Source organism: Verrucomicrobiota bacterium (genome assembly GCA_027622555.1).
Lineage (GTDB): Bacteria > Verrucomicrobiota > Verrucomicrobiia > Opitutales > UBA2995 > UBA2995.
The window spans coordinates 1-15590 of record JAQBYJ010000115.1 but is presented as its reverse complement, the minus strand read 5'-3'; the positions used below and the strand labels follow the sequence as shown (position 1 = coordinate 15590).

General features: G+C 51.7%; 8 protein-coding genes and 1 pseudogene. 3 read left to right on the top strand and 6 right to left on the bottom strand.

The genetic code is table 11. From position 1 onward, the window contains the following. Window positions 1-539: 539 nt before the first annotated feature. Both O3C43_20940 and O3C43_20935 read right to left on the bottom strand, forming a co-directional pair. Window positions 540-2027: a peptide MFS transporter gene (locus O3C43_20940; protein ID MDA1068960.1), complete on the bottom strand. Its 1488-nt coding sequence runs from the start codon at window positions 2025-2027 to the stop codon at window positions 540-542. A gap of 162 nt (window positions 2028-2189) precedes the next feature. Then, on the bottom strand, window positions 2190-5903 hold the full coding sequence (locus tag O3C43_20935; protein MDA1068959.1) for a hypothetical protein: 3714 nt from the start codon (window positions 5901-5903) through the stop codon (window positions 2190-2192). A gap of 128 nt (window positions 5904-6031) precedes the next feature. Between O3C43_20935 and O3C43_20930 the strand changes: the two genes are divergently transcribed. Continuing rightward, on the top strand, window positions 6032-7102 hold the full coding sequence (locus O3C43_20930; GenBank protein MDA1068958.1) for a substrate-binding domain-containing protein: 1071 nt from the start codon (window positions 6032-6034) through the stop codon (window positions 7100-7102). 22 nt (window positions 7103-7124) lie between these two features. On the opposite strand, the pseudogene O3C43_20925 reads toward O3C43_20930, so the two are convergent. The 3 genes and pseudogenes from O3C43_20925 to O3C43_20915 form a co-directional block, all read right to left on the bottom strand. Continuing rightward, a pseudogene (locus O3C43_20925) lies at window positions 7125-7235 on the bottom strand (alcohol dehydrogenase catalytic domain-containing protein). Window positions 7236-7276: 41 nt separating this feature from the next. Continuing rightward, window positions 7277-8851 (bottom strand): L-serine ammonia-lyase, iron-sulfur-dependent, subunit alpha, encoded by a 1575-nt coding sequence (locus O3C43_20920; protein MDA1068957.1) that lies wholly within the window; start codon window positions 8849-8851, stop codon window positions 7277-7279. A gap of 96 nt (window positions 8852-8947) precedes the next feature. After that, complete coding sequence (locus O3C43_20915) at window positions 8948-9880, bottom strand: dihydrodipicolinate synthase family protein (GenBank protein ID MDA1068956.1); 933 nt, start codon at window positions 9878-9880, stop codon at window positions 8948-8950. A 175-nt stretch (window positions 9881-10055) separates the two neighbouring features. Between O3C43_20915 and O3C43_20910 the strand changes: the two genes are divergently transcribed. Both O3C43_20910 and O3C43_20905 read left to right on the top strand, forming a co-directional pair. After that, a complete protein-coding gene (locus O3C43_20910) occupies window positions 10056-12377 on the top strand; it encodes a S9 family peptidase (protein MDA1068955.1) in 2322 nt (773 codons plus the stop codon). Between the two features lie 161 nt (window positions 12378-12538). After that, on the top strand, window positions 12539-13420 hold the full coding sequence (locus O3C43_20905; protein ID MDA1068954.1) for a sulfite exporter TauE/SafE family protein: 882 nt from the start codon (window positions 12539-12541) through the stop codon (window positions 13418-13420). Between the two features lie 16 nt (window positions 13421-13436). Here O3C43_20905 and O3C43_20900 read toward each other — a convergent pair whose 3' ends face one another. After that, window positions 13437-15503 (bottom strand): DPP IV N-terminal domain-containing protein, encoded by a 2067-nt coding sequence (locus O3C43_20900; protein MDA1068953.1) that lies wholly within the window; start codon window positions 15501-15503, stop codon window positions 13437-13439. Window positions 15504-15590 lie beyond the last annotated feature (87 nt).

Here is a 15590-nt window from a genome sequence, read left to right as displayed (position 1 = left end):
TGCGGCCTACATGAAAACGAAGCAGCTTTGCCGAAATGGCTGGCTGGCGGAGCAACTAAAAATGGGAGGTGAATCGTCTGTGGCTCGCTACGTATCAGAATTTCTACGTGGGAAACGCACCTCGGTTCAGCCCTACTTCGGTAAACTTACTGCAAAGGTATTGGATTGACCCTTTTAGATCTTTTTTTTAGATCTTTCGACCCTTTTAGATCTTTCTGCTGCGCATAACAGGAATTCTTTTCGCGCATTTTGGCGTTTTTCGTAGTTCATTAAAACTCTTTTCTCCAACAGTCCTGCAACTTCTTCAAAGGTTTCAAAACAAATATGATTCTGTACCCATTATTCTGTTAAGAGAAGAGACAGAATAATGAATCACAAAATCATAGTGTTGTTTTTGTGACTCACGACAAAATCGTGTATAAGGCTATGGCCTTATGCTGCGATCGTGCTGTGTGACTGTACTATGAAATCGGGGCGTCCTCCTACGCGCTAGGCTACGGCGCGACACGGTAAAGCCCCTCCTACAGTTTAGGAATTCCTCACTCCAACTTCCCGATTAATTTCTTAATGGGCTTGGTGAAGATGAGCAGGATGACTCCCGCTCCGGCCGCAGTTAAAACAATTTGCATAAAAAGACCCGGCATTTCATTCAACGACTCCGGGTTAAAGCGTCCGGCCAGAAGACCCGCCATCAGATTTCCCAGGGATGCCGCCAGAAACCATATACCCATCATTTGGCCCACGAATCGTTTCGGTGCTAGTTTAGTCACTGAGCTCAACCCTACGGGACTGAGACAAAGCTCTCCCATGGTGTGTAAGAGGTAGGTTAGAATGAGCCAATAGGGAGCCGCCTGATTGCCAGCCACAACTATCTTTGCCGCTGCCACCATGACGAGGAAACCCAAACCTAGAATCAATAAGCCCCAGGCAAACTTCCCGGGCATGGAAGGATCGAGTTTGTTCTTGGCCAGACGAACCCAAAGGGAGGCGAAAACAGGAGCCAGAACGACAATGTAAAATGGGTTTAGAGATTGAAACCATCCCGCCGGTATTTCAAATCCGAATAAATCGCGATCGGTGTGACGATCCGCAAACAGATTTAAAGAGGAGCCTGCCTGTTCAAAGCCCGACCAGAAAACGGCTGACGAAATAAACAAGACCAAGATAACGATGGTGTGATTGCGTTCTTTGGGAGTCAGTTTTCCAAAAGCAAAGACGTAGGCAAAGAAAGCAAACGCAAGTCCTACAATAAGGAAGGTGGTGTTCTGTGCCAACGCCAATGCATTGAATTTTACTGCACCCGTGATGCCGAGCAGTACGAGAATCGAAAGGAGCGCAAACCCACCGATGACCGGAAACCAGGCTTTATCCAATCCTTCAGTACCTGCTCCTTGTGGTTTCGAGGGGTGAAGTCCGGCCTCTCCTAGTCGATCCACCGATCGTTTATATTGGATAACTCCAAAAACCATTCCAACACCCGCCGCACCGAAGCCGGCATGCCAGTTAACCTGTTCTCCCAGATAGGAACAAATCAAGGGTCCTAAAAAAGCACCCATATTGATGCCCATGTAGAAGATGGTAAATCCTGCGTCTCGGCGGGCACCACCTTCAGGATACAACTGACCGACGATGGCGCTGATATTGGGTTTTAAAAATCCGGTACCGATAACCACCAGCACAAGACCGAGAAAGAAAGTTGGCGTGGATGGTACGGCCAAAGTGAAATGGCCTGCCGCAATGATCAGTCCGCCGACCCAGACAGAACGCTGAGCTCCGATCAAACGATCCGCGATCCAACCACCGGGCAATGCAGCCATGTATACAAAAGCCGCATACAATCCATAGATAGAGCTGGCCGTTTTGTCGTCGAGTCCCATACCACCGTTTTGCACGGCATCCACCATGAACAACACGAGCAAGGCTCGCATGCCATAGTAGCTGAAACGCTCCCACAGTTCGGTGAAAAATAAAGTGGAAAGCCCGGCGGGATGGCCAAACCAGGTGCGGTGCGAACTTGTTTCCTGCATAAATTTGTTTCTAAATTCCTAGTGATGGTTTGGTTTCATACAGTATAGAAGACAGCAAAAATCGCCAGCACCAAACGCGGAGAAGTCTAAGTATCCGGTACATAAAGAGGCCAGCTCTACTACAAGCTGGCCTCTTTCTATGAATAAACTATTTGGAATAGTTTAGAAACTGAAGGTGTTGCTCAGGAAGTACTGTTGCTCAACCGGAACGCGGATGATGGCAACCGATCCATCGGGATTGATGGTGACCGGAATATCATCCGAACCGCTGCTGCGGTAGAGATTCCGTGCATTGAACTGGATGGTCCAGTCGATCTTGTCTGTGAGTTTGGTGCGGTAGCGTAAGAACAGGTCACCATCGAGAGAATCCTCACCAAACCAGGGATTGGCCACATCCGGAATAATGGTTACTCCGTCCGCATCCAGGAGGTTGGGATAGCCGGCGGCCACCTTGTCCTGGTAGCGGGCAGTTACACCGGCCTGCAGACCTTTCAGCATGCCTTCGGTGAAGTCGTAACGCACGGTGGCGTTCCAACGGTATTTCCGTTGTTCGGGATTCTGCGTTCCGTCGAGGGCTTTGGCCAGGCGTATGGGCCTCAACACCTGGTTCTCAAAGCGCTGGCCGATCTGGTCGGACTCCACCTGGAAGGGGGAAGCCCGCAGGTCCCAAAGGGCCCATCCTCCGTCCGAGGTTGGTATGGGACGCTGCAGGCGTTCCGCCTGTGCGAGGGCAATGTCCCAGGCGACCGGTGCGGTGTTGGACGTGACCGTTTCCTGTTTGGCCCAGTTGATGGACACGCTGATGTTGTTGGTGATCCGGCCCACGATATCGATTTCGCTACCGGTGGCCACGAAGTCCCGGGTGGAATTCAGCCCGCGGACGGGGTTACTATCATCGACCGCCTGGCCGTTCGCGTCGCGCACAATGCGGTGGTTTTTAATGGACTGCATCTCTGGAAGTACGGCGTCGGTAATGGCCGCGTAGTATTGCTCCCAGGTTGTGAATCCCATGAGGTCGGCGCCCGTTCCACTCTTGCGCTGGCGGTTGTCCGGAATGGTGTCCGGGGTAAGGGCCGCGTCGGTGTTGGGCTCGAAGAGCCGGTTGCCGTTCTCGTCGAAGCCGAGGAAACCGTTCGGGTACAAAGTGGTGGCGGTGTCGTTCTCGGCCGAGGTAATCCGGTCGAGGTAGAAACCAATACGGCCACTGATTGAACCCAATCCACCATTGAGGTTGGTCCGGTTGTTGGTGGCGGCGGTCTCGAATTTGTTGAACTTAATCGCCAGACGGCGTTCGAAAAGCTCAATGGTGAAGCCATACTCTTCGGTGACGCCTAAAATGTTGGGCAGTGGTTGGTTGAGGATGTTGTTGGAGATACCGGCCGGCACAAAACTCTCCGCTTCGTAGTAGTGGCCGTAGAGGTCCGCGCCGAAAGGCAGTTCGAAGAACATTTCCGGGAACTTGCCCACCACGCTCCAGGTGGTGGTTTCGTCCTTGTCAATGGTGGCCGGCTCGGGCTCGAGTTCCAGCAAGGCCATGTTGAAAGTTCCGTCCTCCTCGTTGATACCCGGCCGATCGATGCGCAGGGGAATCACTCCGGGTGCGTCCGGATCGCCGTAGGTGGTGGTTTCCTGAATGCGCTGCCACACGGTGTTTTCATCTTCGCGCCAGGCATACATGCCGACGATGTGGCCGTCGAAGAAGCGGCTTTGCAGGCTGTAGGCCTTGGACTCCAGATTGGACGCCGATGTGTTGCCACCGGAGATATTTTCGATGATGCGCCATGCGTCGGTAACATCTTTCTTCTGACCGTTGTCGAAGTACCAGATGCCATAGGTGTCACCCACTTCTGGAAAATCCGACTTTGCAATGTCCAGGTAGCCATCGAGGCGGACCTGGTCGGGGCTGGAAAATCCACGAACGTCGGGTCCCATGTAGATCTGGCTGTGCACGATGCGGCGGAAGTTGTCGCTCAGACCGTTGGAAATGTCCGGACTGCCGGGCCATTTGCCATTGTCGGACCACCAGGAACCTCTGCGGCCGACATTCCAGGACCAGTTGTCGCGGTCTTCGTAAAGGCCGGTCAGGGTGTGGCTGCCCAGGATCTTGCCCAGCTTTCCGTCGATGAGGTCGGAGAAATCCAGGTTTCCGTATAGGGTGAAGCGGAAGGTTTCCTGTTCATTCATGGATTCGTTATCCACGGTTCCGCCATAAAAAACAACCGGACGGCCCAGGCCTTCGTTGGCGTGGCGATCCGCGATACCATCGGAATTCGGGTCTCCCGAGGACAAATTTTGGGTGATATCGATATTGATGGTCTTGTCACCGCCACTATCGAACGGAGTGCGGGTAAAACGTTTTTCCGTCTGTTTGTCCCAGGCAATCTCAATACCGACACGGCCGTCAAACAACTCCTGTTCCAAGTAGAAGGTCTTGAGGTCAAAATCGCGGGTCACCTCATTGGTGGTCCCCAGGAAGTTCAGGTTATGGTAATCGAAGATCTCCCGGTTCTGGATGGAGGGTTGGCCAAAGCCGGCCCCTCCGGTGGGCGTGTTGGACCAGCGAACGTCCTGGGTGATGTTTTTCTTATTTCCATTGGCAAAGGTTACCCGGGGACGGAAACGTCCCATCACGCCCGAGATTCCAGTCAAGCCGGGATCACTCCATCCCGTGACCCCTGAGTTGTGATTGGCGTAATTGATGGCGGGGTAAAGGAAGTACGGCACGCGGGCGGTGGTGCTGTTTTGACCTCCAAATGTCGGGTCATTTCCCAGTGGATTGGCATTCTTGAAACGGTCTATGGTTGTTTTTGGAACAAACTGTCCTTCCAAGGCGGCAAACGCTTCCACTGTGCCTGTCCAGGTAGAGGGCACAGCCTCGACACCGGCGCTGATAGCGGCCAGCACTTGTTGTGTGGTGAGGGCCTGGTTGGAGATTTCATTCCAGCCCACGCCGGGAACGGACAGGATGCGGTTCACGTCCTCCTGGCTCCCCAGACCGTTCCACCATCCGGAAAATCCATCGGTGGGCGGAATAACGTCGGGGGCGTTCCGGTTGATTTCACCCGATTCGAAGTTTCCGCGGAAGGAGGTCTTGCCAAGAATGCTGGAACCTTCGTTTTTAAAGAGAACCGCATCCCAGGCGATGAAGAAGCGCTGGTCGGTTTCCTGAGACGGTTCCTGTTGCCACTTGGTCTTGTTATTCAGCATGGCCACGTTTACCGCCAGGCGGTCTTCGATGAGGGTCTTATTGACGCTCAAAGTCTCGCGGTGACCGCCGCGGTGGTCCACCCGTATGCCCAACTGCCCGAAATCGGATCCGATCTGGGCGCTGTTTGTGGTATTATCGATAACACCTCCGGGAGATCCGAGACCGAACAGAATGGAGTTGGGTCCGCGGTTTACCGTCACGCGGGTGGTGTTGTAAGCATCAAAGGGAATGTCGGTCTGAAAGTAGTTCCGGGTGGTGATGGCGCTGTCCAAACCGCGGACACGCTGGGCACGCTGTGGATTTTCTCGTGTTTCGGAAGTGCTGGTGCCACCATTGGAGTTGGCGAAGTTGCCGAGTGAACCGCCCACTTCGACGTTACCGATATTGGCGAGGAGCGACTCCCCACTCGTGGCGCCGACGTCTTCCAGGAATTCCTGGGTGACAATCGCAAGAGACGCACCGATATCCCGGATGCTGGATCGGACCCGGGAGCCGGCCAAAGTGGTGGTGGCCATGTAGCCGTCGTCTTCGCTGGCTTCGACCGAGAACGGACTGAGTTCGAAAACGTCTTCTTCATCGTCTTCTTGCGCCTGGATGGCGAGTGGCATTGCCACGGGTAATAGGATGGCGTACAGCCATAGCTTGGACAAGCGTAGTAGTTTATTCATAGTTAATGTTAGTTTGTATGGTTTACTTCAACCAGGGGATGGTTTGTTACAGAAGCAGTGTTTTAATATTTTCGCAGATCAATATTTTTTTTCTCGCAAACCATGACCTTTTGGGGTAACCCCATTACATGACCCCGATACGTCTTTTTTCGGCCGCCGAGCAAGTGGCGGCGCACCTTCAGGAAGCGATGCTGCGTGGCGACCTGAGCGGAGAGTTGCCGGGCATCCATCAGCTGGCGGCGAACCTCAATGTTAACCACAAAACCGTGGCAGCCGCCCTACGGAGATTGGAAAAAGTGGGGCTTTTAGTGGCCCAAGGAGCAGGCCGAAAGCGAAAGATCACGATACCGAATTCCCCGGCCAGTCCTTCGTTAAAGGTGGCGATTCTGCTCTACGAGCCATACAATGCCGAGTTAATCTACCTCGTCCAACTCACACACCTCCTGATAGAGGCAGGGCATACTCCTGTATTTCCCGACAAGACGCTGACTGAGCTGGGCATGGAGGTGAACCGTGTTGCGAGGCTGGTGAACCGCACTGAGGTCGATGCCTGGATAGTGGTGGCAGGCTCAACCGAAGTCCTGGAGTGGTTCGCTGGGGAGGCTGTGCCAACTTTCGCCTTATTCGGAAGCAGGCAGAACGTACCGATCGCAGGCACTGGCCCACAAAAATCGACGGCCATTGTCGCGGCGGTGCGGCGGCTAGTTGAGCTTGGGCACCACCGGCTCGTTCTGTTGACGCGAGAGGAGTATAAGAAGCCGCAGACAAAGTTACGCGAGCGTGTCTTTCTCGACGAGTTGGAAGCACAGGGCATCCACACAGGCCCCTTCAATCTGCCAGACTGGCAGGAAAACCTTGAAGGGTTTCACCAATGCCTCGCCTCGCTTTTCAAACACACCCCGCCAACCGGGCTATTGATCGACACCGCGCCACTCTTCATTGCCGCCCAGCAGCACCTCGCTCAGCGGGGCATCGTAGCGCCACAGCACGTCTCCCTCGTCTGCCTCGATCCCGACCCAACCTTCGTTTGGTGCGAACCCAAGATCGCCCACATCCGCTGGGATCCTAGCCCAATGGTGCGCCACATCGTGCGCTGGGTGAACAATGTGAGCCGAGGCAAGGATGACCGGCGTCAGACATTCACTAAGGCTGAGTTTATCGAAGGAGGCACGATAGGGCCGATGAGTGAAGCGCGATGACTGACGAATCACAGACTCGGCAGCTGACAATTTCAACTGGATGAAAGTCGCTCACATTAGAACCAACGTCCACAACTTCACCGACAAATTCGTGCCCGACCACCATAGGGACCTGGATCGATTTACGCGCCCATTCTATCCCATGCAATGGTAACAAAGCGAAATGACATGAATTCACTCCGCGTTCATTCGCCGTTCTATCGCCTTGGAGGTTGGCGTAATCGACAGACCACCTTTGGCGGTGCAACAATGTTCATGGGGAATTGCTTTTCCGACCTCGTCCATCGCGTAGATTACTTCATCGAGAGGAATCAGGTGCTTATAATCAGCCAACGCCATATTCGCGCAGGCCAGCGCATTGGACCCGGCCAACACGTTCTTTCCCAGGCAAGGAGCTTCAACGCGGTTGCCGACAGGATCGCAGATCATGCCAAAAGAGTTTTGTAACGCAACCGATGCCGCCGCGAGTTGCTGCTCCAGAGTGCCATTGGCAAGACCGACCATCGCCGCCGCAGACATGCCTGCGCCTGATCCACATTCCGCCATGCAGCCACCAAGCTCGGCCGCGAAGGTTGCATGGGTTGCGATAAACACTCCAATCAGTCCGGCTACGAGCAATGCGTGTATTTTTCCTTCTTCATCAATACCCATTGAATCCGCAACCGCCAACATCGACCCCGGCATCGCTCCACAGGAACCCGCAGTTGGAGCCGCGACAATCACACCCATCGACGACTTCACTTCGAGGATTGCAGAGATATAGGCAATGATCCGGTTCATCACATCTCCAGGAATCAGTCGGCCCTCTTCCTGACGCTTCACAAAGGTCACTGACTGACAGGGCAAAATACGGTCCGCATATTGAGTACCCGCCAAACCGGTCTTCACCGAGTCTTCCATCAAATGCAAAATGCCGCGTGCTTTCTCAATGACTTCTGCCGCGGAAATACCTCCACGAGTGCTCTCGTATTCAAGTGCCAATTCCCAGAGTGCCAGGTCTTTCCCTTCATTGAATGCTAGCATGGCTTCGACTGTCTGGAAAGGAACCGACAGATCTTTGCGGGACATAATCGGCAATACGGGTTTCAGGATCCTGAGATCACGAACAAGTGGATTGCTCCGGATAGCCGTGAGTACTTCTGCGGCGGGTTCCTGGACCATAGAAAAACGAAGCAACCCTGTTTCTCCTTCGCACAACTCACTGCTATCGTAAACAAGTGCAGCGCCCAAATCGTCATGAACCGATTTTAGATCAGCCCCTTCTTTCAAATAGACGAGCGTTTCGAAAAAATCGCCCCCCATTGCCACCGGCGCGCCGTCAATCTCCGTCACTTCGATCATGCCACCACCGGTTGAAATTGCCTGCATGGTATGCTGGTGACCATTTACTCCTTCGATGGACAACTTGTAATTATTCGGATGTGTTGCTCCGTAAGACAGGTAGCGAACTTCTATTTTCAACCCGGCAGACTCGGTATGCTTCGCATAGTCGGGAAGCCTTGGATCATCGGGTTCCCAACCCAGAAATCCACCGTAGAGTCCCATGTCCGTTCCTTGTGACTTGTGGGTGGTTACGAGTGATCCATTCGGATCATATTCGATTACTGCGCGCCGCAAATCGCCTTCAACCAGGTCGCGACAAAGACGGCCAATACGATTGGCCGCTGCGCTGTGAGAACTGGATGGTCCACGCATGACAGGACCGAGGACATCATTAAAAATACTGGGTATATGATTCGATTCACTCATTTTAGTGCGGGCGTTGGCTGGTTTGTCGTTTCTGACACTAAATCGTCATTTGGGAAAGATATTAAATGCGACGGGACGGTTAACCAAACCGCGTTACTACATACCGAAAACAGCTGGATCTGGCCGTGTTTCAATACCACGCCGAATAATCGCCAGTATCCGTTCTCTCTCCTCACCTTCAATAGGCAAACGTGGCGTACGGGTGAGCTCTGAACCGTAACCGCATTCGGCAACTGCCAGCTTAATATACTGAACCAGCTTGGGCAGCGTATCCAATTTCAACAGCGGCGTATACCAGCGATAGACATCCCGTGCTTCAGACCAGCGGTCCGCCTTCACCAGATCCCATATGAGGCGATTCTCCACGGGAAAGGCATTGACCAAACCGGACACCCATCCATCGATACCGAGAATCAGGCTTTCCAAAACAAGATCATCCACTCCCGCAAAAAGCTGATAACGGTCTCCACACAAATTTCTTAAATGAGTGATGCGTCGTGGATCTTCCGAGGATTCCTTGATCGTGGTGAAGTTTGGTTCGTCTGCCAACTCAACAAAAGTTTCCGGTTTTATATCCACACCATAGGAAACCGGGTTGTTATAAATCATAATGGGGAGGTCAGTCGCACTCGCAACGGCACGAAAGTGAGAAACGGTTTCGCGCTTATCGGTTTTATACACCATGGCCGGTAGAACCATGAGACCGTCGACTCCAGCCTCTTTGGCAGATTCAGCATAGCGACAAGCTTGGGCGGTTGTATATTCGGCGACACCGGAGAGAATCGGCACCCTACCCCGCACATGCTCCACCGTTGCCTGGAGCATTTCGATCTTCTCTTCTTTTTCCAATGAGCAGTTTTCCCCGACGGTGCCCAACATTACAAAACCGTGAACACCTGCAGCCAACATCACATCCAAATGCTTGAGAGTCGCCGCAATATCGAGCGAGCCATCCTGCTTAAATTGAGTGGTGGTGGCCGGGAATACACCGGTCCACTTCGTCTGTGCATGGCTGTCTTGATCTGTCATAAGTTACATCCTGTATATTAAATGGGGTGAAGGTTTGAAGGATGAGAGAATTTTTATTTTTGCACACAATGTCAAATTAAAGATTGAATAAGCGTGTATCAAAGGTTTGTCTTCATACTCCGATTCAATCATACCTGAATTCAAAGTCTACGTCCCAAACGCAAGCCAAGCAGATATGAATTTTAAATACCCTATCCCATCTTCAAGTATACTTCTCATTTCAATCATGTTGTTGACGCTCACCACTTACGGAAATAATTTTATGGCCCAATGGGAAGAGGTTCCAGAAGTGTTGGAAGACCCTTCACTCATAACTCTTCAAGAGGTGATCGATGAGAAAGCTATCCCCGTGGAAAAGGAAGCCCAAACCGCTTGGAGAACGGAAGGAGCCAGTTGCTTGATCCTGGAAGACTCCGAAACGATTGAAGACGGCAAGGATCTTTTCGATTGGAATCCTGAAACGGATGAAAAGACACTCCTACTGTCTGCAGACAAATTCATACCAGAAGGAAGCGACAAACCCCTAAAGCTGGAAAACCAGAGTAACCTCACCTGGTCCCCCGATGAGAAGAAGCTACTCATCTACACCAACACCAAGAAAGTCTGGCGGATAAATTCTCGAGGTGATTACTGGGTGCTGGATCTTGAGACCTTTAAACTCCAACAACTGGGTGCCCAATTCGAAGAAGCCACCCTCATGTTTGCCAAGTTTTCTCCGGACTCTAAACGTGTGGCATACGTCCAAGACAGGGATATCTACACAGAAGATTTGAAAAGAAGACGCATTAAAAAGCTCACAACCCGCAAGAATGACAATATCATCAACGGGACAAGTGATTGGGTGTATGAGGAAGAATTTCGCCTTCGCGACGGTTTCAATTGGAGCCCGGACGGAAAGTCCATCGCCTATGTGCAATTCGACACAGAAGGCGTCGGCACCTTTCACCTGACCAACTACCTGGCGGGCAAGTATCCGGAAGTGAATCCACTTCCCTACCCCAAGGTGGGCACGACCAATTCTTCCGTTCGAATAGGAGTTACCAGCTCGACTCGTGCTCACACCAAGTGGTTCGACGACCTCCCCGGTGATCCTCGAATGCATTACATTCCACGCTTTGCCTGGGCAGATAATTCCGAAGAGCTCGTTTTCCAACGTCTGAACCGTAACCAGAATCACAGCACACTTTGGATGGCGCATGTGAAGTCGGGGAAGCTGGATCCGTTCTTTGAAGAAAAGAGCGAAACCTGGATCGACGTCCACAATCACATGACCTGGTTTGACGAGGGACAGGCATTTCTATGGGAGAGTGAATCGGACGGATTCAGGCATTACTATCGCATCTCCCGGGATGGCAAAGAAAAGACGCTCATCACCAAGGGAGAGTATGACGTCATCGCTATGATCAAATTCGATGTCGACACCGGCTGGCTCTACTTCATTGCTTCGCCCGAAGATCCCGCACAGCGTTATTTGTTTCGCGAACACATCGACGGAACTACCCAGGCCGAACGACTTACCCCGAATGAATTGAGCGGCACGCACTCGTATCGACTTTCCGGAGACTCTACTCGAGCGTTCCACAGCTTTTCCAATGCGAACACACCTCCCCTCTACGACTTGGTCGAGCTGCCCGACCACCGTGTCATACATGCCGGCGAAAATAATGCCGAGGCACGGGTCAAAATGGAGGAACGGCATTTTCAGGAAACCGAGTTTTTCGATATCGAAATTGAGGACAGTGTAAAACTCCCGGCCTACATGATCAAACCCTACAATTTCGATTCTTCGAAAAAATATCCCGTACTATTCTATGTTTATGGAGAACCTGTAGGACAGACCGTTAAAGATGTTTGGCAGAAAAGCCTATGGTATCAGTATCTTGCTCAACGAGGTTACGTGATTATGTCGATCGACAACCGTGGCACCTCAACTCCCCTCGGCCGTGACTGGCGTCATCACCTGCATCACAACATTGGCATCTACTCCTCGGAGGATCAGTCGGCTGCCGTACGAAAGCTCCTCGAAACGCACCCGTATATCGACAAGGACCGCATTGCGATCACCGGGTTCAGCGGTGGAGGATCCATGAGTCTGAATCTTCTGTTCCGCTACCCCGATCTCTATAGTCTGGCCATGGCTGGTGGTTTCATCAGCGACCAACTGCTTTATGACACCGTTTATCAGGAACGCTACATGGGCCTGCCCGATGATAATCCGGATGGATTTAAAAACGGATCTCCCATCACTCATGCAGAAAACCTAAAAGGAAACCTCCTTATCTTTCACGGCACTCAGGACGACAACTGCCACTACCAGAATTTTGAAAACCTGGTCAACGAGCTGATCCGTCTCAACAAACAATTCACTGCGGTCCCCTACACAGGTGGAACCCACTCCATCAAGTCAGCCGGCGATGGCCAAGGTGACGCCCACAACCTCAAGACCAAGACCTGGTATCTCATGAATCACATAGCGCCGGGGCCGTTGTCCCGGTAGAAATGATACTGAATTCGATGAAAACAGTCGTAGAAACAACCCATTTATCCTGACAATTTATAATCGCTGAAACGGCACTGCGGGGACCCTGTAACCCTACCATTAATCATTGACGAGGTAGGGTAAAAGCACCCCTGCTTTGCCGCCCAATCATTCAATCAATGACTCTCGCTATTTGGATAGCCCTGATATTTTTAGCCATATTTTTCATCACGGTACTCACGCGGGACTTTTTGCGTCATAAAAATAATCTCGAACCTGTGAGCTGGTTAAAAACCTCCATTATTGGGTTTGTAGTTAACTTTTTTGATGTGCTGGGGATAGGAGCATTCGCACCCCAGACAGCCGCACTTAAGTTCACCAGGCAAACAGAAGATCGTGTTCTGCCCGGCACTTTAAATGTGGCCAATACAGTGCCGGTGTTAATCCAGGCGATTATTTTTATCAAAATCGTTGAAGTTGAACCGATCACCTTATTGACCATGCTGCTATCCGCGATGGCGGGTGCGGTTTTAGGTGCGGGGATTGTTTCCAAACTTCCAGTTAGAACGATTCAGCTGGTCATGGGGATTGCCTTGCTCGTCACAGCTTTCTTTATGCTTTCCGGTCAAATGCAATGGATCCAAGGCGGAGGAGAAGCCATAGGCCTGACCGGAACGAAATTGATTATAGCCATTGTAGCCAATTTTATTCTCGGAGCTTTTATGACGGTCGGCATTGGACTCTATGCTCCGTGTATGGCTCTGGTTTATGCGTTGGGCATGTCACCCCTGGTAGCGTTTCCTATTATGATGGGGTCTTGCGCCTTTTTAATGCCCCCGGCGTCAGCCAGGTTCATTAAGGAAGGAGCCTACAACCGGAAGGCGTCGGTCGCGATGGCTATTCCGGGTGCAGTAGCGGTACTGATAGCCGCATTAATTATAAAGTCACTACCACTGGATACTCTGAGATGGGTGGTGATTGTAGTAATTATTTATACCTCTTTTGTTATGTTTCAGTCCGCAAGGACCTCTTTGCAAAAAGAGCGACTTGATTTGAGGTAGGACTAAACCGGAACCCTTACCGTGGACCAGAGGACAAGTTTGCCAGTAAATACCGTATCATATGCATACGCAAGTGCACGGCTGTACCCACCCCCTCCCGGATACCATGGTCACGTCCCGGATAGTTCATGTAATCAAACGGTTTGCCCAATTCGATGAGTCGATCCACCAAACCCTCCATAATCTCGAGATGTGTATTTGTCTCACCGGTTCCATGAATGATTAGCAGGTCGCCTTTCAGACCTTCGGCAAAATTGATAGGAGCGGCCTGCTGGTAACCCTCGGCATTCACTTCGCGAGTTCGCATATAAATCTCCTGGAACCACGCATTGTAAAGGTGAGGTTGCGGTTTGGCCGCTACAGCAATACCGAGGTTATAAACATCCGGTTTCCGGAACATGGCGTTCAGGGTATTCGAGCCACCACCACTCCACCCCCAGATGCCCACGCGGGATAAGTCGACGTAGGGCCGGGTACGCCCCAGTTCCTTTAGCCCCGCTGCCTGCTCCTCGGTGGAGAGTGGACCAAGCTTGCCAAATATTGCTCGCCGCCAAGCAGCTCCCTTCGGTGCCGGAGTTCCACGATTATCGATGGACACCACAAGATAAGCGAGGTCAGCAATTATGCGATGATAGTCGGCATGGACTCGTCCCCACACATCCAATACCGTCTGTGCGTGCGGTTCTCCATAAACATAGACAAATACAGGGTATTTTTTAGACGGATCAAAATCAGAAGGTTTGATCATCCCCGCATCCATCACAACGCCGCCACCAATGTCTAGTTGAATGAACTCCGTTGGATTCGAGACCAGCGCCTCCATTTTTTCATGCAACTCTTTATTGTCCTCCAGCACACGCACCACTCGATACTCCGGAAACTCAACCAGTTCGGTCACTGGAGGTGAATCGAAGGTTGAATACGTATGAAACGCCCACCGGGCATCGTGGGAGAAATCGTAGTCATGGGTACCGGGCTGGTTCATGGGAGTTACGCGTTCGGGCTTCCCGATCCCGTCCAGACGCACGCGATAAAGATACTTTTGCGTTCCATTGTCAGGGGACGCATTGTAATAAAACCAAGCTCCCGCTTCGTCTACCTTAACACGTTCAATGATATCGCTGGAACCGGGTGTTAGCAGAGCCAACTCTTTTCCCTCGCGAGAGTAGACGTAGGCATGCCGCCAACCATCCTTTTCGCTGAGTACGATGAATGCGCGACCGTCACGTATCCACTCCAGTCCGGCATTCTTGCCTATGCTTGCAATAGCCCAAGCGGAATTAGTTTCGCTATAGATACTTGTAATTTCACCCGTGCGGACGTCTGCTAAGAGAAACTCGCGTTTGTCCCGGAATCGACTAAACTTTTCCACAAGCAATTCATCGGAATTCTCAGCCCAACTGACCTGTCCCAGGTAGAATCCTTCCTCAGGTTCAGGAATAGAAAGCCAGCGTGTTTCACTGCCGTCTGCGTCAACAACGCCAACGCGCAATGAGGCGATCGTTTCGCCTACCCGGGCAAAACGCGTCTCCCGGACTTCCGGATAGGAGGGATCGCCTGGTTCAAGCATCGACCGTAACCTGACGCGGGAAAAGTCTGATTGCACAAAGGCGATGCGATTACCATCTGGGCTCCAAACAGCTCTTCCATTCCTGATTGAATCGTCATCCGCATTCTTTATCAAAGAAATGATTTCACCCGTATTGAGGTGGCGCACTTGCAAGCCGCCCGACTCGGATTCGAGAATCCGCGTTCCGTCAGGAGATAAGTTATTAAACTGATCTTCCTCTTCAGAAGATTTCTCAAGAACCGTTCGTTCTCCGCTGGCGGCATTATAACGCACTTTCACTCTCTCATTCGCCCCGGTAATTGATTCCGAAACGGTGTAACCCGAACTGTCAGGAAGCCACTTCGCGTTAAACGCGTTGGCGCGGAACTCATCCTCTTCGTAAATACCCCGCAAACGAATCTCCGCCTGCTTAAGAAGAGACTCATGGGAATTTTGACCAAAAATCTCAATTAAGCAAATTGCGTCAAAGAAACAGATGCACGCGAAGCATATAACAGTATTTTTCTTTCTCATTCTATTCATACGATATTGGGTGCAGGACAAATTCTTTCCGTATCGCTGAAACCCTTTATTTTGGGCTTGAAAGTGTCTAGCTACTCG